The organism is Arthrobacter sp. P4_H3, from assembly GCF_056400885.1.
Genome location: NZ_JBFUKK010000022.1, coordinates 1 through 19,787 on the forward strand (window position 1 = coordinate 1; position 19,787 = coordinate 19,787).

General features: G+C 65.2%; 19 protein-coding genes and 1 pseudogene. 13 read left to right on the forward strand and 7 right to left on the reverse strand.

From position 1 onward, the window contains the following. From aspA to AC1DRE_RS21485, 7 genes and pseudogenes are all read left to right on the forward strand, one after another. A pseudogene (gene aspA, locus AC1DRE_RS21455) lies at window positions 1-181 on the forward strand (aspartate ammonia-lyase); the annotation flags it as partial. A gap of 161 nt (window positions 182-342) precedes the next feature. Then, window positions 343-1,671 carry a dicarboxylate/amino acid:cation symporter gene (locus AC1DRE_RS21460; protein WP_476986521.1) on the forward strand — a complete coding sequence of 443 codons (1,329 nt, stop codon included), beginning with the start codon at window positions 343-345 and terminating at the stop codon, window positions 1,669-1,671. Between the two features lie 41 nt (window positions 1,672-1,712). After that, complete coding sequence (locus AC1DRE_RS21465) at window positions 1,713-2,006, forward strand: winged helix-turn-helix domain-containing protein (RefSeq protein WP_476986522.1); 294 nt, start codon at window positions 1,713-1,715, stop codon at window positions 2,004-2,006. Window positions 2,007-2,252: 246 nt separating this feature from the next. Continuing rightward, window positions 2,253-3,851 (forward strand): PucR family transcriptional regulator, encoded by a 1,599-nt coding sequence (locus tag AC1DRE_RS21470; RefSeq protein WP_476986523.1) that lies wholly within the window; start codon window positions 2,253-2,255, stop codon window positions 3,849-3,851. Next, a complete protein-coding gene (locus AC1DRE_RS21475) occupies window positions 3,848-4,789 on the forward strand; it encodes a glutaminase (protein ID WP_476986524.1) in 942 nt (313 codons plus the stop codon). Before AC1DRE_RS21470 ends, AC1DRE_RS21475 begins: the two co-directional genes overlap by 4 nt. A 63-nt stretch (window positions 4,790-4,852) precedes the next feature. Continuing rightward, the gene (locus AC1DRE_RS21480) at window positions 4,853-6,367 is read left to right on the forward strand and encodes an amino acid permease (RefSeq protein WP_476986525.1); all 1,515 of its coding nucleotides are present in this window, start codon (window positions 4,853-4,855) and stop codon (window positions 6,365-6,367) included. Window positions 6,368-6,641: 274 nt separating this feature from the next. Continuing rightward, window positions 6,642-8,357 (forward strand): thiamine pyrophosphate-dependent enzyme, encoded by a 1,716-nt coding sequence (locus AC1DRE_RS21485; RefSeq protein ID WP_476986526.1) that lies wholly within the window; start codon window positions 6,642-6,644, stop codon window positions 8,355-8,357. On the opposite strand, the gene AC1DRE_RS21490 is transcribed toward AC1DRE_RS21485, so the two are convergent. Beyond that, window positions 8,326-9,024: a DUF2306 domain-containing protein gene (locus AC1DRE_RS21490; protein WP_476986527.1), complete on the reverse strand. Its 699-nt coding sequence runs from the start codon at window positions 9,022-9,024 to the stop codon at window positions 8,326-8,328. The two genes, AC1DRE_RS21485 and AC1DRE_RS21490, sit on opposite strands and share 32 nt — an antisense overlap. Window positions 9,025-9,440: 416 nt before the next feature. Here AC1DRE_RS21490 and AC1DRE_RS21495 point away from each other — a divergent pair, with 416 nt between their 5' ends. Further along, a complete protein-coding gene (locus tag AC1DRE_RS21495) occupies window positions 9,441-9,638 on the forward strand; it encodes a hypothetical protein (RefSeq protein ID WP_476986528.1) in 198 nt (65 codons plus the stop codon). A 96-nt stretch (window positions 9,639-9,734) separates the two neighbouring features. On the opposite strand, the gene AC1DRE_RS21500 is transcribed toward AC1DRE_RS21495, so the two are convergent. The 3 genes from AC1DRE_RS21500 to AC1DRE_RS21510 are packed head-to-tail and all read right to left on the reverse strand — an operon-like array spanning window position 9,735 to window position 11,995. Beyond that, on the reverse strand, window positions 9,735-10,232 hold the full coding sequence (locus tag AC1DRE_RS21500) for an SRPBCC family protein (protein ID WP_476986529.1): 498 nt from the start codon (window positions 10,230-10,232) through the stop codon (window positions 9,735-9,737). A 12-nt stretch (window positions 10,233-10,244) separates the two neighbouring features. Further along, the gene (locus AC1DRE_RS21505; protein WP_476986530.1) at window positions 10,245-10,577 is read right to left on the reverse strand and encodes an ArsR/SmtB family transcription factor; all 333 of its coding nucleotides are present in this window, start codon (window positions 10,575-10,577) and stop codon (window positions 10,245-10,247) included. A 41-nt stretch (window positions 10,578-10,618) separates the two neighbouring features. Further along, window positions 10,619-11,995 (reverse strand): NtaA/DmoA family FMN-dependent monooxygenase, encoded by a 1,377-nt coding sequence (locus AC1DRE_RS21510; protein ID WP_476986531.1) that lies wholly within the window; start codon window positions 11,993-11,995, stop codon window positions 10,619-10,621. 164 nt (window positions 11,996-12,159) lie between these two features. On the opposite strand from AC1DRE_RS21510, the gene AC1DRE_RS21515 reads away from it, so the two are divergent. Genes AC1DRE_RS21515 through AC1DRE_RS21525 form a run of 3 tightly spaced genes read left to right on the forward strand, consistent with a single transcriptional unit; the run spans window position 12,160 to window position 14,185 of the window. Beyond that, window positions 12,160-12,594, forward strand: coding sequence for a hypothetical protein (locus tag AC1DRE_RS21515; RefSeq protein WP_476986532.1), 435 nt, complete (start codon window positions 12,160-12,162; stop codon window positions 12,592-12,594). After that, a complete protein-coding gene (locus AC1DRE_RS21520; RefSeq protein ID WP_476986533.1) occupies window positions 12,591-13,382 on the forward strand; it encodes a cyclase family protein in 792 nt (263 codons plus the stop codon). Before AC1DRE_RS21515 ends, AC1DRE_RS21520 begins: the two co-directional genes overlap by 4 nt. Window positions 13,383-13,423: 41 nt before the next feature. After that, a complete protein-coding gene (locus AC1DRE_RS21525) occupies window positions 13,424-14,185 on the forward strand; it encodes an IclR family transcriptional regulator (RefSeq protein ID WP_476986534.1) in 762 nt (253 codons plus the stop codon). Here AC1DRE_RS21525 and AC1DRE_RS21530 read toward each other — a convergent pair. Then, window positions 14,178-14,990, reverse strand: coding sequence for an IclR family transcriptional regulator (locus AC1DRE_RS21530; protein ID WP_476986535.1), 813 nt, complete (start codon window positions 14,988-14,990; stop codon window positions 14,178-14,180). The genes AC1DRE_RS21525 and AC1DRE_RS21530 overlap by 8 nt on opposite strands. A gap of 75 nt (window positions 14,991-15,065) precedes the next feature. Further along, complete coding sequence (locus AC1DRE_RS21535; RefSeq protein ID WP_476986536.1) at window positions 15,066-16,520, reverse strand: amino acid permease; 1,455 nt, start codon at window positions 16,518-16,520, stop codon at window positions 15,066-15,068. Between the two features lie 300 nt (window positions 16,521-16,820). Here AC1DRE_RS21535 and AC1DRE_RS21540 point away from each other — a divergent pair, with 300 nt between their 5' ends. Both AC1DRE_RS21540 and AC1DRE_RS21545 read left to right on the forward strand, forming a co-directional pair. Beyond that, window positions 16,821-17,939, forward strand: coding sequence for a homoserine dehydrogenase (locus tag AC1DRE_RS21540; RefSeq protein ID WP_476986537.1), 1,119 nt, complete (start codon window positions 16,821-16,823; stop codon window positions 17,937-17,939). Continuing rightward, complete coding sequence (locus AC1DRE_RS21545; protein WP_476986538.1) at window positions 17,932-19,341, forward strand: aldehyde dehydrogenase family protein; 1,410 nt, start codon at window positions 17,932-17,934, stop codon at window positions 19,339-19,341. Before AC1DRE_RS21540 ends, AC1DRE_RS21545 begins: the two co-directional genes overlap by 8 nt. Here AC1DRE_RS21545 and AC1DRE_RS21550 read toward each other — a convergent pair. Then, on the reverse strand, window positions 19,338-19,778 hold the full coding sequence (locus tag AC1DRE_RS21550) for an Lrp/AsnC family transcriptional regulator (protein ID WP_476986539.1): 441 nt from the start codon (window positions 19,776-19,778) through the stop codon (window positions 19,338-19,340). The genes AC1DRE_RS21545 and AC1DRE_RS21550 overlap by 4 nt on opposite strands. Window positions 19,779-19,787 lie beyond the last annotated feature (9 nt).

The window sequence follows — 19,787 nt, forward strand, 5'->3', positions numbered from 1 at the left end:
CATCGGCCTGGTCACCGCCCTGAACCCCCACCTCGGCTACACCACCGCAACCGCCATCGCCCAGGAAGCCCTCGCCACCGGCAAAGGCGTCGCCGAACTCGTCCTCGAACACGGCCTCCTCACCGCCGAACAACTCCAGGAACTCCTCAGCCCCCAACGCCTGGCCAACCTGAGCAAGTAGCCCCAACCGCCCCACCCTCACACCTTCTACCCCATCCAACCAGGGAGCAGGGGCACACCGCCGTGCCCAAATTTCCCCACCGACTACAGAGAAAACGGCACTCGATGACGAGGACCGTTCCAGCACCGGGCCCCGGCCCGGCCTCTACGCAAGGACTGAGTATGAAAAACAAATCAACGATGTGGATTCTGGCAGCGCTCGTGTTCGGAATCCTCAGCGGCCTGCTGTTCCACTGGGTGCTGCCGGTGGACACGCGCGAATCCGTCGTGGCCGTCCTCGACACCGTGACGCACATGTTCCTGAACCTCATCAAGATGATCATCGCCCCGCTAATCTTCGCCACGCTGGTCTCCGGCATCGCAGGGGCTGCCAAATCCGCCGGGGTGGGCAAGCTCTTCGGCCGCTCGATGATCTGGTTCCTGTCCGCGTCCGTACTGGTGGGCGCCTTCGGCTTCATCACCGCGCACGTGCTCAACGTCGGCCACGGTCTCAACCTCGTAGCGGGCGGTGACGCGGGGATGGAAACGAAGCCCCTCGATTACGCGGAGTTCATGACCCACATCATCCCCACGAGCGTCTTCGCCGCCCTGACGCAAAACAACCCCCTGCAGATCCTCGTCTTCGGCGCCTTCTTCGGCATCGCCCTGCTGAACCTCCGGAAGAAGGGCCGCTCATCCATCGCGGATGCCATCGACGAACTGATGGGCGTCATGCTCAAGGTCACCGGCTACGTGATGAAGGCGGCCCCGGTCGGCGTTTTCGCCGGCATCGCAGCGGCCTTCACCGCCGAGGGCCTGGACGCTTTCGCCACCTACGCGTCGTTCATCGGCGGCTTCTACGTCTCCCTCTCCGCACTCTGGGTCATCATGATCGGCGTCGCCGTTGTCTTCCTCGGAAAGGCCGCCTTCCGGCTGGTCCGGATAGTGCGCGAACCCATGGTCATCGCGTTCGCCACCTCCAGCAGCGAAGCCGCATTGCCCAAGCTCATTGAAGGCCTGACCAAGTTCGGCATCGAGAAGCGCACCACCGGTTTTGTGCTGCCCCTGGGTTACTCGTTCAACGTGGACGGTTCCATGATGTACATGACCTTCGCGTCGGTCTTCCTGATCAACGCCTACGGGATCGATATGGACCTTGGCCAGCAGATCGCGATGACCGCAATGCTGCTGCTCAGCAGCAAGGGAATGGCCGGCGTGCCGCGCGGTTCGCTGGTCGTCGTTGCCGCAGTGGTTCCTGCCTTCGGGATCCCCGCCGCCGGGATTGGTGTCCTGCTGGTGATCGACCAGCTCCTGGACATGGGACGCACCGCCACCAACATCCTGGGAAATGCCATCGCCACCGCGGTCATCGGCCGGAAGCACGACAAGACCGCTTCCCTCCTGGAGGCGCCGCGCGCCGAAACCTCCCACGACGGTCAGGACATCCAGGACGCCGAAGCCACTGAGGTCACAGAAGACAGCAGGGAGCCTGAGCGCGTTTCAATGCACTGACCGCGCGAACCTCCCCTCACCCCGGACGAAAGGCATGGCCAATGACCGCTGACTTTGAACTCCAGAGCCCGACGGAGGCACACCGCATTGAGCGGACGAAAAGGGCGCGAAGCACACCGATCAGAGCACAAATCATCAACTACCTGGCGAGCAACGGCGCAAGCAAGGTAGCTGACATCAGCAGCGGCATCGCGTTCTCGCGGGACTGCGTCAGGTACCACCTGGCGGCGCTGGAGAGTGCTTCGATCGTCCGTTCCAACATTTCCCCCGAAGCGAGGGGCCGCTGCACGCCCTTCTACGCCCTCGCCGCTGGAAAGACGCGGGCGGACTCCTAGCCGAACGGCGCAGACTGCCGATCAGGCGGACGACGGCGGGACCTCCCGCCGTCGTCCGATTTGCCTTTACCGCCGGGTGATCGCGGATTCCCCGCCCACTCCTCCCCCAACCGACCGCGCATTGGTTCAGGGACCTAAAAGACCTCGCTGGATTTAGTCCGGCATCCATATTTTCCGGCTACTGCACTGGATAGCATTGGGTGACCGGACAGAGCCGTCCGGGGGTATCAATTCCGAAGGAAACCCATGGCCGCAGCTACAGTGGACGACATCCTGTCGGATCTCCCTCTGGGTTTCGCCAGCCTCATCCTCCGGCCGTCCCGGGCGGAATCCCCCATCGAACGCTTCCTGATCGTTGACGCGGACGACGAAACGTCCGACGGCGGCGCCGCGTTTGTCCTGCTGATCGGGGTTCGTGGGCGCTCCGCTTTGCCGGCGCTCCGCCGCCTTGTGAAGAACCCGCCCCTGGTGCTCGCCGTCAAGGGCAGCCCCGGCGAACTGGCGGAAGCCGAAGAGCTGCTCCGGGCAGCCGGAACGGGCCTCCTCCTGGTGGACCCGGCCGCTGACTGGGACCGGCTCCTGTCCATCGCCAAGGACCGGATCACGCCGCGCAGCTACCAGAGCGAAGTGCTGACGCTGCTGGAGGAAGACCTGTTCGCCATCGCGCAGACCACGGCCCGGCTGACATCGAGCCATGTTGTCGTCGAGGACGCGGCCAACAAGGTCCTGGCTTACTCCACGGTGACGAATGACATCGATGAGCTCCGCAAGGCATCGATCCTTGCACGCCGCGGGCCGCGAAAGTACGAACTCCTCCTGAAGGACCTGGGCGCCTACCGCGAACTGCACCGGACCCGCCTGCCTGTCAGGGTTCCGGCCCGGCCCCAGGACGGCCTGAGGGAACGCGTCGCCATCACCCTGTTCGCCGGCGAGCGCATCATGGGGTACATCTGGCTGCAGGAAACCGGGGACGGGTTCGGCGCGGACGTCGACTACGTCCTGACCGGTTCGGCTGCCCGGGTGTCAGCCGAACTGATCCGCTACCGCAATCAGCAGTCAGTGCACATGCGCGAGGACCGCATTGCGCGGATCCTTTCGGGCCCGGCGGAAGCCGCAGCGAGTGCACACAGCGAGAAGATCCCCGCGGACCGTCCCTCGGCACTGATCCTGCTGGGAATGTCCGCCTCCCAGGCACAGGAAGACGACGCAGCCCTCAAACACGGGGAACTCGCCAACCTTGCGTCCATCCATGCGGCGGCCTACAAGGCGTCTGCCATCGTAGGGCAGTTCAACGGCGACACGGCCGTGATCGTCCCGGGGCTCCAGTCCGCCAACGCCGAAGCCGGGCTTCGGAGCCTGGCCGAGGCCATCGTCCGGGACGCCGGGAAGCACCTCGGCATCAGTCCGTTCGCGGCAGTGGGCCCGATCGCCCCCGATCTGTTGTCGATTCACTCCGTGACCGCCAAAACGGAAGCCCTGCTCGGCTGCATGCGGCGCTCAGGGACTGCGTCGGTGGCCTCGGTGGGCGACTTCGAAGTGGACATCCTGTTCCAAAAGGCGGTGGAGAACTTCATGGCCTCCGACTTCCGCCACCGCAGCCTCCGGGCGCTCCTCCGCGACGATGACGAACTGGCCGAAACCCTGCGGGCGTATTTTGCGGCGTCGCTGGACGTGGCCGAATGCGCCCAGCAGATGAGGATGCACAAGAACACCGTCTATTACAGGATCAGCAAGATCAGCCGGGTTACGGGCCTGAACTTCAACAATCCCCGAGATTCATTGGTCGCCCTGCTCCACCTCCAGGAGTGGGCCGGCAAGCATAAGGAGCACCTGGGCAAGAAATGATGACAGCACTCGATTCACCGCCGCTTGGCCTGGTCCTGGCTGACATTGTCCGCAGCCACCGGCCCCGAAGTGTTGCAGGCTCGGTGCCCGCCGGCATCCCGCACCTGTCATCGCCGCCGTTCGACCGTTTCGGAATCGCGGTGGCCACAACTTCCGGGGAGGTGTTCAGCGCCGGCGACGCCGCCCTGCCCTTCTCGATCCAGAGCATCTCGAAGGTCTTCACCCTGGCAATGGCTCTCAACGCCGATGACCCTGGCACACTCTGGTCCCGGGTGCTCCGCGAACCGTCGGGAACCTCGTTCAACTCCCTGGTGCAGCTTGAAGTGGAGCACGGGATCCCCCGGAACCCGTTCATCAATTCCGGCGCCCTGGTGGTGACCGACCACCTGATGGAAAGGTTCCCTGACGCTGCGGGGCACGTCCTGCAGTTCCTCCGCCGCCAGGCGGGGCAGCACAGCGGCCCGGGACCGTTCATCGATGAGGTGGCCGCGGAGAACGAGCTGGCCAACAGCAGCCGCAACCTGGCCCTGGCCCATTTCCTGAAGAACTTCGGCAACCTGCACCGGCCCGCCGAGGCCGTGGTGGAGAACTACGTCAGGCAGTGCTCCATCATGATGAGCTGCGTCGAGATGGCGAAGGCCGGCCTGTTCCTTGCCCGCGGCGGGCACGGCGAAAACGGCCCCGTCGTCTCCCGGAGCGAGGCCAAGCGCATCGGATCCATCATGCTCACCTGCGGCATGTATGACGCCGCCGGCGAATTCGCCTACCGCGTAGGCCTTCCCGGCAAGAGCGGTGTGGGCGGCGGAATCCTGGTCATCGTCCCCGGGGAGTGCTCCATCTGCGTCTGGAGCCCGCGGCTGGACTCCAAGGGAAACTCCCTGGCGGGCTCGGCGGCCCTCGCTGATCTGTCCGACCGTACCGGATGGTCCGTTTTCTAATCCGTCCCCGCACTTTCCTGTTCCACCCTCAGCTAGATCTTCAACCGGTCGAAAGGATCACCCATGTCCAACAACCCCAATGACGAGGTTGCACAGTACGACGCTGACGGCGGCCACGCGCATGCCAGCGAACGCCTCCTTCACGCGGAGGACAAGGGCTACCACAAGAGCCTGAAGCCCCGCCAGATCCAGATGATCGCGATCGGCGGGGCCATCGGCACCGGCCTGTTCCTCGGTGCCGGCGGCCGGCTCAACGCTGCGGGCCCTTCCCTGGTGATCGCCTACGCCGTCTGCGGATTCTTCGCTTTCCTGATCCTCCGCGCGCTGGGCGAACTGGTGCTGCACCGCCCGTCGTCGGGCTCCTTCGTCTCCTACGCCCGTGAATTCTTCGGCGAGAAGGCCGCCTTTATCTCCGGCTGGTTCTACTGGATCAACTGGGCCACCACCACCATCGTGGACATCACCGCCGCAGCGCTCTACATGAACTTCTTCGGCCACTACATCCCGTGGATGGCGGATGTCCCGCAGTGGGCGTGGGCACTGACCGCCCTCGTTGTGGTGCTGTGCCTTAACCTCGTCTCAGTGAAGGTTTTCGGCGAGATGGAATTCTGGTTCGCCATCATCAAGGTCGCTGCCCTTGTCGCGTTCCTGCTCGTCGGCACCTTTTTCGTCATCTTCGGCACTCCCGTGGACGGCCAGGAAGTCGGCTTCAGCCTCATCTCCGGAAACGGCGGAATCTTCCCCAACGGCATGCTGCCCATGATCATCCTGATGCAGGGTGTGCTGTTCGCCTACGCCTCCATCGAGCTGGTGGGCACTGCAGCCGGCGAAACCGAAAACCCCAAAGAGATCATGCCAAAGGCCATCAACTCCGTAGTCTTCCGCATCGCGGTGTTCTACGTCGGCTCCGTCATCCTGCTGGCCCTGCTGCTGCCCTACACGTCCTACGAAAAGGGTGTCAGCCCCTTCGTGACGTTCTTCGGCTCCATCGGCATCCAGGGCGTGGACGTCATCATGAACCTTGTGGTCCTCACCGCCGCGCTGTCCTCCCTCAACGCGGGCCTGTACTCCACCGGCCGCATCCTTCGCTCCATGTCCGTGGCCGGTTCCGCGCCGAAGTTCGCCCAGCGCATGAACAAAGCCGGCGTCCCGTACGGCGGAATCGCCATCACGGCCGGCGTCTCCCTCCTCGGCGTCCCGCTCAACTACCTCGTCCCCAGCGATGCCTTCGAGATCGTCCTCAATGTCGCTTCCGTGGGCATCATCGTCACCTGGGCCACGATTGTGCTCTGCCAGATGCAGCTCAAACGCTGGGCAGACAGGGGCTGGCTGAAGCGCCCGTCCTTCCGGATGTTCGGCGCCCCGTACACCGGCTACCTCTCCCTCCTGTTCCTCGCCAGCGTCCTGGTGATGGTCTTCATCGACTCTCCCCTCACCCTCCTGGTCACCCTCATCGCCTGCGCCCTCATGGTTGCCGGCTGGTACGCCTGCCGCAAGCGGATCCACGAAATCGCCGAGGCACGCGACGGCTACACCGGCGCCGCACCCGTCATCGCCAACCGGACTCCAATCCGGTAGCCGGTCCCGCAACCACCCCGGTTTCCACAGCTCCACAGCTCCCAGACCCCAACAACAACCGACGAAAGCCCGCCATGAACCGACAAAACCTGCTGAGCCCGCAACCTGACCGGGCGCCAACGGAAAACCAGGCGACGGACAGCTGCGAGGACGGCTGCTTCTTCTGCACCGGACCGGAAACCGACTAGGCGCCCCGACGCCTCCACCCAACGCACGAAAACCACCACCCAACCCAAGAAGACAAGTAGTGATGACAACGGAGTCCGCATCCACCATGACCGCAACCGACACCCAGCCGTTCGACGGCGACACCATCAATCAGATCGCAGCACGGCCAGCCTCGGCGGCTGATCCCGGAACACTGAGATCCGCCGGGCACGTGATTGTTGACTCCCTCGTGGCCCACGGCGTGGAGCGCACCTACGTGGTTCCCGGCGAGAGCTTCCTGGACGTGCTGGACGGGCTGCACAGTTCAGAGATCGACACCGTGGTCTGCCGGCATGAGGGCGGTGCCGCCTACATGGCCGAGGCCGACGGCAAAATGAACCAGCGCCCGGGCGTTGCCATGGTGACTCGCGGCCCCGGTGCAGCCAACGCCCACGTTGGCCTGCACACGGCCTGGCAGGACTCCACACCCATGCTGCTCTTCGTCGGGCTCATTCCCTTTGCGCACCGCGACCGCGAGGCGTTCCAGGAATTCGATATCAAGGCCTGGTTCGACACCGGAGCCAAGCGCGTGATGGTGCTCGATCACGCCGAGCGCGCTTCTGAGATTGTTGCGGAAGCCATGTTCGCGGCCATGAGCGGGCGCCCGGGGCCCGTGGTGGTGGGCTTGCCGGAAGACATCATCCGCCAGCAGATTGATCCGGCCCTGCACCCCACCATCCCGGTGGCGGCAGGCGGCATGAGCACCACCGACGCCGAAGCACTGGCCGCCGCGCTGGAAAATTCCTCGAAGCCGCTTTTCGTCACCGGCGGCAACGACTGGACCCAGGAAGCGGCCAGCCAGCTCACCGAATGGCTGGAAAAGCACCACATCCCGGCCGCCGCGGAATGGCGCACCCAGGGAACCGTCTCCTTCGACTCCCCGTCCTATGTTGGTCCGATCGGCTACGGCCGCCCCCGCCCCACCTACGACCTGCTCGATGAAACCGACCTGCTTGTCTTCGTCGGGACCGTTCCCGGTGACGTGATCACAGACGGATTCCTCTGCCGGCAGGACTGGAACAAGAAGAACTTCCTGGTGACCATCGATCCCTCGCTGCGCGGCCGCTCCGGCCCGGTCTCCCGGCAGATCGTGGCGAAACCGGACGCTTTCGTCCGCGACCTGGTTGCAATCGACCTGCCCCTGAAGGAGGAATGGAAGGCGTGGACGGCCAGGATGCGTGCCGAGCAGACGTCCTTCGCGACCCTGCCTCCGGCCACACCGGCTGATGGTCCCGCCAGGATGGACACTTTGATGGCCAACCTGGTCCCGAGGCTGCCGGAGGACGCCATGGTGACATTCGGCGCCGGCGAGCACACCAACTGGGCGCACCGGTATTTCCCCACCCGCCGCTATGCCTCAATGATCAGCGCCCGGAACGGCTCCATGGGCTACTCCGTCCCCTCGGCCGTCGCCGCCTCGCTGGCCAGTCCGCAGCGCCGGGTGGTCACCATCGCCGGAGACGGCGAGTTCCTGATGAACGGCCAGGAGCTGGCAACCGCTGCGCAATACGGGGCCACGCCGCTCATCATCGTGATGGACAACCAGGAGTACGGCACCATCCGCACGCACCAGGAGCGGCACTACCCGTCCCGGGTGTCGGGCACGCAGCTGAAGAACCCGGACTTCGGCCTCATGGCCCGGGCCTTCGGCGGATTCGGCATCACCGTCACCCGTGACGGGGATGTGCCGGCCGCCCTCGACGCCGCGTTCCGGGCCATCGACCAGGACGGGGTCTTCGCCCTTATCCACCTCATCGTGGAACAGCGGGTGAAGGCCTACTGACTGCACGGCGGGGTGCCTTCCTGGCGCGGCGGTGGATGACGTACTCGGCCACCGCCACGTTGATCACCCACCCCGCCCCCAGCAGCACTGCGCGGGTGGGCACGTCGGTGGGTCCGATCAACAGCAGCCAGGGGATGCCCACAAAGGCCTGTGTTCCTGCGCCGACGGCAATGGCATAGGCACGCGTCATCCAGGCGCTGTGCCGCACGAAGTCCCGCCGCCTGACCGCGGCCAGCCCCAGGACCAGGCTCACCAGCATCGCCGTGCCGAAAAAGAGCCGGAGCGGGACGTCGGTGTAACCGTCGGGGAGAGGGTAGAAGGCGGACATCCATAGCCCGGACAGGGCGGCAAGCAGGCCGGCTGGGATGAGGATGCGCCCGGCGATACGGTGCCAGCCACGACGTCCCCGAAGTGACGGAACGAACTGGAACGCCCCGAGCAGGGAATAGACGGTGACGCTGACAATGTGCGTCACCACCGGGATCGGAGACGCGAAGAACCGCGCGTTTTGAGGCGTAACACCGGCGCCTGCGGTCAGTTCGGTCAGGCGGAGGGCCCCGAAGATCACCGGAATGAGGCTGAGCAGGATCAAGCCGGCGGGCACTGGCCACTGGGGCCGGGAACGCCGGACGGGTGCGGCTGCGGGGCGGATGGTTTGCGTTGGCATGGCAGGGTCCTCGCTGGCTGGGTATACGGTGTACACCTGATGCGTTTGACCATAGGTGTACACCGTACACTTGTCAATAGGTGGCGGGTCCGGAGCCGGGCCGGACGCGGCCTGCTGCACCGCTGTGATGAGTCTCACGCGCAATGATCGGCTATTGGCTTGAGACGCCTGCGCCCCTCCGTGCATCATGGAAAGGACGGCTGAGAATGCGATTTCCCAGCCGGAAAGCCCTGATCCTCACGCTTAGGCGCAGAGAATGCAGCGGCTTGGAACAACCAACCTGGTGGACGCAACGAGGCCAAACCAGTGAGCTCGCCCGAGCTGCAGAAGGCCTCTGAGCGTTCACGGACAGACCCGTCCCGGGCTCCGCACCGAAGCGAAGCCCATGACCGAACTTACGAATGAGGCACCGAATAATGACGTTCGAAACCAACCACTCCGTGACGCTGAAAATCTGGGACCGCTCCGCGATTGACCACACGCTGGACGCCCTGGTGCACGACATTTCCACCAAGGCCAACGCGCACCGCAGCGACGTTGCCGTCACCCTCAGCGGGCCGAACACCTTTACGGTCAGCCTGAACCGCAGCGCCGCCCAGGGCGTTACCGTCTAGGGAAGCACACGGAAAACGCAAGAGAACGACGGCGGGAGCTCCCGCCGTCGTTCTCTTGCGTTGCTGGCCTAACAGCCTTCGCTGGCTGTGATGCCCCTAGGCGTGGGAGTGCTCGGCAAGGAGGGCATCGATCTGCCCGGCCGCCTCCTTCAGGCCTTCCTCCATACCCATCTCGACCATCTGCTGCATCTGCCCTTCGGACTCGAAGGTGGACTGGACGGTCATCCGGGTGCGTCCGCCGAGATCCTCGAGGGTGACGCTGGCGTGGGCGATCCCCATGGCTTCAACGTGGTCGCCGTCTTCGTCGGCAAAACCGTCGTCGAACTCCAGCTGGTTCGGCGCCTCGATTGTGGTGAATTTCCACCAGCCGCGGGGCTTCTCGCCTTCGGGGGTGGTCATGTAATAGTCGGCCTTCCCGCCGGGCTGGAAGTCGAACCGGTCAAACGTGGCCGGATAGCCGGGCGGGCCCCACCAGCGCTCCAGCTGGCGCGGGTCTTCCCATATCTGCCAGACGCGCTCGACGCCGGCGTCGAACTCCGCGACGAGGGTCAAGCTGAGTGCCTCGAGATTCTTGGTGGAACTGATAACAGGCATTGCGCAACCTTCCTATCCTTCAGCCAGAATGTCCGCGATCCGCTCGGCGCGCTGCCGCCAGATCGTCTCATACTCATCAAGCAGCCGGCGGGCCTTCTGCAGGCCTTCATGATTGCCCCGCACGATCTGCTCCCTTCCGCGCTTCTCTTTCGTCACCAGCGAAGCGCGCTCCAGCACCACCACATGCTTCTGGACGGCGGCGAAGCTCATGGCGTAGAGCGCGGCAAGGCCGGAGACTGAATACTCCCCCACCGTCACCCGCCGCACAATGTCGCGGCGGGTGGGATCGGCAAGCGCCTGGAAGAGGCGGTCCAGTTCGGCTTCACTCATCTGATCTACAACCATTTGGTTGTAGAATACGACCGTCCGGCCCGGCTGTCAACGGGTTAGCGCTGGCGGAATCCGGCCCCGTAAGACGTGCCGGCCATCAGGTCCGCACCGTCAGCCCGCAGCCTGGAGCGCATGGTGCCACTCTTCGGTTCCGTGTCGTAGAGCCCGCGCTTGGCGAGTTCCGGCACCACCAGTTCGGCGAAGTCGTTCAGGGAACCCGGACTTGTCAGCGGGTTGATCATGTAGCCATCCAGCCCCGACGCCGCCGAGTGCTCCTGGATCTGCGAGGCAACATCCTCCGGCGTGCCGATGAACAGCAGGTCCGTTCCGCGGGTGACCTCGGAGAATTTGCGCCGCACATCCCCGGCGGTGAGCGGCTTGTCCTGCGGCGCCCCCTTGACCACGTAGGACGTGAGTCCGTTGGATGCCGTGGCCAGCGGCTCGTCGTCGGCGTACTTGCTGAGGTCGATCCCGGTGTCGCCGGCATAGCTGACCAGCTGCGCCTCCAGATGGTAGTTGCGCTGCAGTTCCTCGTACTTTTCCTGCGCTTCGATCGCCGTGGGCGCGGTGATGATCCGGGCGAGCGCCATGGAGCGGACCTCCCCGGCGGGACGGCCGCCCTCCAGCGCCCTGCGGTTGATGTCCGCCAGTCCCGCGGCGATTTCCTGCGGGTCCTTCTTGGGCAGCAGGATCACTTCGGCGTGCTTGGCGGCGAATTCGCGGCCCCGCGGAGACCACCCCGCCTGGAACAGGGTGGGGGTCCGCTGCGGCGACGGCGACGTCAGCGACGGTCCGTCCACGCGGAAATGCTCGCCGTCGTGGTTGATCGGCTGGACGGAACCGGGACGCGCGTACACCTTTTCGCTCTTGCTTCCGACGACGGCGTCGCCCGCCCAGCTGCCTTCCAGCAGCTTGTAGAACACATCCATGAATTCATCCGCGCGGCCATACCGGTCCGCATGCTTGAGCATCTCGTCCATGCCGAAGTTCCGGGCGGCGCTGGAGAGGTACGACGTAACGATGTTCCAGCCGATCCGGCCGTTGCTGAGGTGGTCCAGGGTGCCGAAGCGGCGGGCGAGGGAGAACGGGTGCTCGTACGTCGTCGAGGCCGTAATCACGAACGATAGCCGCTCCGTGAGGGCGGCGAGTGCCGGCACATACATAAAGGGGTCGTTCGCAGGTGCTTCCACGGCCCAGCCCAGGGCGGCGTCGGCCGATCCGCCGTACACGTCATAGAGGCCCAGGACGTCGGCAAAGAACAGCGCGTCCAGGTTAGCCTGTTCGGCCGTGATGGCCACGTCCCGCCAGCGGTCCAGGGAGTTGAGCTCCAGGCGGTTATCCAGCGGGTGCGTCCAGAGGCTCGGGGCGCCGCCGCAACCGACGCTGGCCTGTTCGTAGAGGGCAAAAAGCAGCGGGGAGGTGGGGGTGCTCAAGACGGATCACTTCGCTTTCGTGGACGGAACAATTTCAAGCTATGTGCAGTATAGACAAATAAATATGCTTGTGTTGCTCATCACCTTCTGTCAGGATGATGCAAACGCCAAGCAAGCCGGCTCGGGACGATCCATGGAAGAGGCATCCAGACATGAATATTGGTATGAGAAGCGTGCGCAAACTCCGCGTCCACTGGCCCATTGCCGCAGTTTCGTTGAGGCGGCTGGTGGAGGGCGACCTGGAGGTCCTGCAAGCGGACCCGGGCCTCGCGTCACTTTTTGACACACTGGAGTCATGCCCCGAACTGGGGGATTTTGGAAACTACCGGCATGTGTTCGAATCGAGTCTCGGCTTCGAGGGGTTCACAGCATCGGCCGCCGCAAACCCCACGTTCGGCCGAGCCGGCGAGAGGACCCTGTCACCTACCTTTGTCCTGACCACTTACCTGGACGCTGATCTGTCCGAGGAGGCAGTCGGCCGGCTCCTGGAACGCATGATCGAAGTCCACCCCTGGGAGGTGCCGGTCATCGAACTCTCCGATCCGGTCCGGGTCTCCACCGCAGCGGCGATTCGCCCTGCACTGGGCCGGGCGTCATGACAGTCCACACTGCGCGCGCCCAGGCCGACCCGCGGGCCACCGGCGCCCAGGCCACCGGGCTCTGGGAAGGATTCCAGTCGTTGCTGTCCGGCCGGTCGTTCACCGATCTGACGCACGCCTTCCACCCCGGCCAGCCACACTTCCCTGCTTTTCCGGACGAGGGCAGGACGGCCCTGTTCGACCTGGAGAAGGGCGACGGCTTCACGGCGCACGTCTACTCCATCGTCGGCCAGTGGGGCACCCACGTCGACCCGCCGTCGCACTTTATCCGGGGCGGGCGAAGCCTGGACCACATCCCGGTGGATGAGATGGTGCTGCCCCTGGTGGTGCTGGACATCAGCGCGCGGGCCGCGGGTGACGCTGACGCGACACCCACGCTGGATGACGTCAGCGCATGGGAGGAGCGCAACGGAAGGATTCCGGCGGGCGCGTTCGTGGCACTCCGGACCGGCTGGAGCAACCGCTGGCCGGACCAGGAGGCCATGGCGAACAGGGATGCCGACGGCGTCAGCCACACCCCGGGCTGGTCCCGGGAAGTGCTGTCCTTCCTGGTCGCCGAGCGGAACGTCACGGCGATCGGCCACGAGCAGACGGATACGGACCCTGGCAGGGCGACGTCGCACCAGGACTTCAGCCTGGAAACCTACATCCTTGCCCAGGACTGCTGGCAGATAGAACTGCTCGCCAATCTGGACGGCCTGCCCGAATCGGGGGCGGTGCTCGTGGCCACCTGGCCGAAGCCTCAAGGCGGCAGCGGATTCCCTGCCCGGGTCTTCGCGATCCACTAGGGACACCAAACCGCGGGTTGCCAGCAACTAAGATCGGAGCCATGTCGAAAATCTCCAGCATGGGCCGCGGAATGCAGGTTGTCTTCGCCGTCGGCTCCCGTCACAACGGAGGAGCGCGGGGCGCGACCGTCGGGGACATCGCCGCAGATCTCGGCAAGGACCGCAGCCAGGTTTCCCGCGGGCTCAAGGCCGCCCAGCAGGAGAACTTCCTGCTCCGTGGCGGGCACCGGGAGTATTCGCTGGACTGGAGCCTGTACACGGATGCCCAGCTACTCACTGAGCAACGGCTCCGGACGGAAGGCATGCCGGCGCTGGAGGGGCTCGTCGAGGACACCGGGGAAGGCTGCTTCCTCGGTGTCCTCAACGGGGACAGCACCGTAACGATCGGTGAGCACGTCCCGCCGAACAGCAGGATGGTGGGCTCGTGGATCGGCCGGCCCTACCCCGCTTACTGCAGCGACGCCGGCCAGGCGCTGCTGTGGGACGCCAGCGACGCCGAGGTCCGGGCCGTGTTCAGCCAGACCGACTTTGTCCGCCACGGCCCCAACACTCCCGCCGATATTGAAGACTTCCTGGCCCGCCTGGCCGGGGCGCGGGAGCGCGGCTATTCCGTTGTGGATGAAGAGGCGGAGCCCAATCTGTACTCGGTGGCCGTTCCCGTCCGCGACTTCCGCGGCGAGACCATCGCTGCTTTGCAGGTGGTCGGATCAAAGGCGAGGCTGGAACCGAAGCGCGAAGAGATTGCCGCCGCGGCCCTGAAGTGGGGCCGGTGGCTTGAAGCGGCGCTAGGCCGGCCTAGCTGACGCCCCCGCCGCCTGAGCCCACCACGGAGAGGCGCTGTGCTGCCGAGTGCAGCGCCCCGGCAATTTCCTCGGCCCGGACGTCAAAAACGGCACTGCTGCCCAGGACGGCAAGGGCAGCGGTCACACGCCCTGCCGGATCCCGGACGGGAACGGCCATCTCATGGACGCCGTGCTCGAACTCCTCGGCCGCCCTGATGAAGCCCCGCGGGCGGTCCTGTTCCATCAATGCGCACACTTCCGGCACGGAGTGAGCTGCCCTTGGGCCGCCCACGCCGATAAAGTCCACACCCTGCAGAAGCTCCTCAACCTCGGTGGCCTGGTGGTCCCAGAGGAGGGCCCGCCCTGAACCTGTGCACCAGACGGGGGTGACCATTCCGGGTTTCACAAAGCTTCCCAGCGCGCCGTCATTGCTGGACGTCCTGAGCAGGATCACCCGTACGCCGTCACGGACGGACAGCCGGGCCCGGAGGCCGAACTCAGCCACGAACAGTTCCAGCTCACTCCTGGCCTCGCCGATCCAGCCAACATTGAGGCTGGCCCCAAGCTGGAAGAACGCCGGCCCGGCACGGAACGGCCCGCGTTCCACCCGTTCCAGAATGGCCAATTCGCAGAGCTCCTGGGTAAGCCGGGACACGCGGCCCTGGTCCATCGCGAGCTCTGCGGCGAGCTGCGAAACGCCCAGCAGTCCCCTGCCCCGCTTCTCGCGGTCGACGATGAGCCGGACAATGCGAAGGCCCTGGCCCAGCGATGACGCTCCCGACAATTCCAAGCTGAACCGCTCCCTCTGGTGGACTTCAACGCCCATTCTCACACAGCGCAGGCGGCCCAACACTGGTTGGGCCGCCGGGCCGGTGGGTAGCAGCAGAACTGCCGTGGCTGGCTACTTAGCGAGCTGCCGCCGTCGTCCGTACTTGACGTAGAAGAAGGCGTAGCAGGCGCCCACGAAAGGAACGCCGAAGTATAGGGCAGCGACCTGGTTTGGATCGAAGGCGATGCCGATCAGCGAGACGAGGCACAGCGTGAAGGCAAGGATCGGAACCACGGGGAACAGCGGGGCCTTGTAGGCGAGATCGTGGATGTTTCCACCGTTCCGCACGAAGGCCCGCCGGTGGAAGAAGTGCGAGGCCGTGATGGACATCCAGACTCCCACAACGGCGAATCCGGCGACAGACACCAGCGCGAGGTACACCGTTTCAGGAGCCACCACGCTGCTGATCAGCGAGGCCAGGCCGCCGACCATGCTGACGCAGAGCGCGATGAGGGGAATCCCGTTTTTGGTCAGCTTCCGGAAAGCCTTCGGTGCGTGCCCTTCCTCGGACAGGGAAAAGAGCATCCGGGCGCAGGAGAACAGGCCGCTGTTTCCGGCGGAGAGCAGGGCAGTGATAATGACGAAGTTCATGATGTCCGCCGCATAGGGAATGCCGATGGCGGAAAAGACCGTTACGAAGGGGCTCTCGTCCAGGCCCACCTGGTCGAAGGGGATGGTGGCAGCGATGACGCCGATGGCGCCCACGAAGAAGATCAGCAGGCGGAACACGGTGGTCCGCATGGCCTTGGGAATGCTGGTCTCGGGGTTGGCGGTTTCGCCGGCTGCGACGCCGATGAGTTCCGAACCGGAGAACGCGTAGAACACTGCAAGTGCAGTCACCAGGACGCCGGAGAAACCGTTGGGAAACAGTCCGCCCGACGTGTTGAAGTTTTCGAGCAGGAAGGGGTGGGAACCTCCGGCCAGCGGGTGGAACCCGACCAGCGCAGCCCCGCCAAAGGCAATCAGGACAACGATGGCGCCTACCTTGATGATGGAAAACCAGAACTCTGATTCGCCGAAGAAGCGCGAGGAGACGGCGTTCAGGGCAAACAGGATGGACGCGAAGACGATGCACCACACCCACACCTCAATTCCCGGGAACCAGCGCTGCATGAGCAGGCCGGCCGCGGTGAACTCCGACCCCAGGGCCACAGCCCAGCACAGCCAGTACAGCCAGGCCGTGGTGAAGCCGGTGGCGGGACCGATGGACCTGGCGGCGTAGATGTGGAACGCGCCTGAGACCGGATAAGCGATGGCCAGCTCGCCGAGGCAGGCCATGACCAGATAGACGACGAACGCGCCCACGAGATAGGCGAGGACCGCTCCAAGCGGGCCGGCCTGCGAAATCGTGTAGCCCGAGCTGAGGAAGAGGCCAGAGCCGATGACGCCGCCCATGGCGATCATCACCAGGTGCCGCGGGCCCATGGACCGGCGGAGCCCCCGCGCCGGCTGCCCCGACTCAGCGGGTCCCGATTCAAGAGATGGAGAAGCCTGCGGATCCAGGCGGGTTGTGGAAGAGAGTTCCATGAATTGCTCCCGGGAAAGTAGTCGGGGTGCGAACGGGATGGATGCACCGGAAAGCGTCGGTGGGCCTCGGGGACCAATCCGGTAAACCCAACCGCCGTGACGAAAGTAACACCAAATCAGCGTTTTGATCTTTAAAAACATCCCTAGATGCATATATTGCACGAATATTAAGGAGTCGCAGTACACACAGCGTCATCCTTGGTCACTTTGCGCAGTCCTTTGGGCGGAATCACATGGCGGAACGGACACGGACCGGCCTGAGCATGGAACCACCAAGCAACTCCGAGAGAAGGACACGGCATGACCACCTACGACCTTGCACTTATTGGCTTCGGCGGAGTGAACCGCAGCCTGGCTGAGCTGATCGCCGCCCGCGGCGGAGCTCTCCGCGCCGAGCTGGGCTTCGGCCTGCGTGTAGTTGCCATCACCGATCTGCGCCTCGGTTCCCTGATGGACGCCGGTGGCATTGATCTGTCCATGGCCCTGGCGCTGGGCGGGGACAGCGGCGGCGAGACCTTTGCCCGGCACGGCGGTTCCGCGGCACCGGATAACGAGGCGGTGATCCGCAACTGCACAGCGGACATCATCTGTGAGGCCACTTTCACCAATCCCGACGACGGCGAGCCCGCGGTTTCGCACGTCCGCTGGGCCCTGGAATCGGGCAAAAGCGTCTGCACCACGAACAAGGGGCCGGTGGCGCTGCGGGGCCGGGAACTTGCGGCCCTGGCGGAAAAGCAGGGAGTCCGCTTCGAGTTTGAGGGTGCCGTCATGAGCGGCACGCCGGTGATCCGGCTTGCCAGGCAGATGTTCAGCGGGCTGAAGCTCAACGGCTTCGAAGGGATCATGAACGGCACCAGCAACTACGTTCTGGGGCGCATGGAAGCCGGCCTTGACCTTGGCGCGGCGGTCCGGGAGGCGCAGGACCTGGGCTATGCCGAGGCGAATCCTGCCGCGGACCTTGAGGGTTTTGATGTTCAGCTGAAGGTGCTGATCCTCGCCAACGAGCTCCTCGGCGGGAACCTGCAGCTGAAGGACATCCGGCGCGAGGGCATCTCCGCAGTAACGCCGGAGGATATCCGGGCGGCCGCTTCAGCCGGCCGGCGCTGGAAGCTGATCGGATCCGCCAGGCGGACTCCCGACGGCGGCATCGCGGCGGGCGTTGCACCGCGCGCCGTCGACTTGGAGCACAGCCTTGCCGGCATCTCGGGCGCCACGAACGCTGTTTCGTTCGAAACTGACCTGCTGGGCCCCGTGACGGTTTCCGGCCCCGGCGCCGGACGGATCGAGACGGCCTACGCGCTGCTCTCCGACATCATCGCCATCCACCAGGCATCGGAAGTCAGCGGCGCCGCCGGCTCCCCTGCCGCGGCCGGTTCCTTCGAGGCTGCCACGGAAGACGGAGGGCTGGCACGTGTCTGAGGCCACCGTTCTGCAGGACGTCCAGGTTCCCGAGCTCCACGAGGTGACCAGCCCCTACGACGGCGGGATTGTCGGCGCGGTCCCCACCACCGACGCCAACGCGGTTGTTGCGCTGATGGCCACGGCACGCTCCGGCGCCCTGACGGCAAAGTCCCTGCCCCGCCATGCACGCGCCGCCATCCTGTCCACGGCCGCGGCGGATATCGAGCGCAGAAGCGAGGACTTCGCCCGGACCATCGTGGCGGAGGCGGGGAAGACCATCCGCCAGGCGCGCAAGGAAGTCCACCGGGCCGTCAACACGCTCCGGCTGTCCGCGGAGGAAGCCACCCGCGGCGCCGGCGAAGTCATCCCGTTCGACTCCTATGCCGGATCAGAGGACCGTACCGGCTGGTTCACGCGGGAGCCGCTCGGGATCATTGCGGCCATCACGCCCTTCAACGATCCCCTTAACCTGGTGGCCCACAAGGTGGGCCCGGCGATCGCCGGGGGCAACGCCGTCGTACTCAAGCCCTCAGCCCTCACGCCGCTGTCCGCCCGGCTGCTGGCTGACGCACTGTACGACGCCGGCCTGCCGCCGGAGGTCCTCACGGTGGTCAACGGCGGGAGGGATGTTGCGGCTGCCATTATCGGGACCCGGGACGTCCGGATGGTCTCCTTTACCGGCGGGTTCGCGACCGGTGAGGCAATCGCCCGCACGGCGGGGCTGAAGAAGCTCGCCATGGATCTGGGCGGCAACGCGCCGGTGATCGTCCTGGACGATGCGGACGTGGACCAGGCCGTGGACTCATGTGTGTCCGGCGCGTTCTGGGCCGCAGGCCAGAACTGTGTGGGAGTACAGCGGATTCTGGTCCACCGCTCCGTCTACGGCGAATTCCGCCGGAAGTTCGTGGCAGCCACGAACGCACTGGTCACCGGCGACCCATCCGAGGAACGGACTGACGTTGGCCCCATGATTACCCCCGGAGCGGTCAGGGAGGTCCAGCTGAAGATCGGCGGCGCCATCGACGCGGGCGCAACGGTCCTGGCCGGCAACCGGGCTGACGGAAATGTTCTGCTGCCGACCGTCCTGGAGTTGGTTCCGGAGGACTGCCGCCTCTGGCAGGAGGAAGTGTTCGGACCGGTGGCCATGCTCAAGATGTTCAGCACCTACGACGAAGCGATCGGGCTGGCGAACTCCATCGATTTCAGCCTGCATGCGGGCATCTTTACCCGCTCCCTTGCGGCGGCCATGCGTGCGGCCCGGGATCTGGACGCAGGCGGCGTGATGATCAACGACTCCTCGGACTACCGGTTCGACGGCATGCCGTTCGGCGGGTCCAAGTACGGCAGCATGGGCCGGGAAGGCGTCCGGTTCGCCTACGAGGAGATGACCCAGGCCAAGGTGGTCTGCATCAGGAACTAGCGTCGGATGACGTTGGACAGGGTCAGCGCGGTCACGGTGTCACCCACACCGGGGAGGGCGGCGATCTGCTCCCAGATCTCCTGGACCCTGTCCAGCGAGCGCGCCTCGAGCCTCACCAGCAGGTCAAAGTCGCCGCTCAGGACATCACAGAGGACCACTTCGGGTATGGTCCGCAATGCTGCCAGGACGTCTGCGCCGCGCATGCGGTCCTTGCGGTAAATCATGAGGAAAGCGGAAACCATGCTCTGGCCCGCGCTGCCCGCCACAATCGTGTAGCCCTGGATGTAGCCCTGCCGCTCCAGGCGGTCCACACGCTGACGCACGGCGTTCCGGGACAGGAGCACCCTGCTGGCCAGCTCGGCATGGGACACCCGGGCATTCTTTGTGAGTTCCGCAAGGATCTTCTGGTCGATGTGATCCAAACCCGCCGCAATCATCGGTGCGCC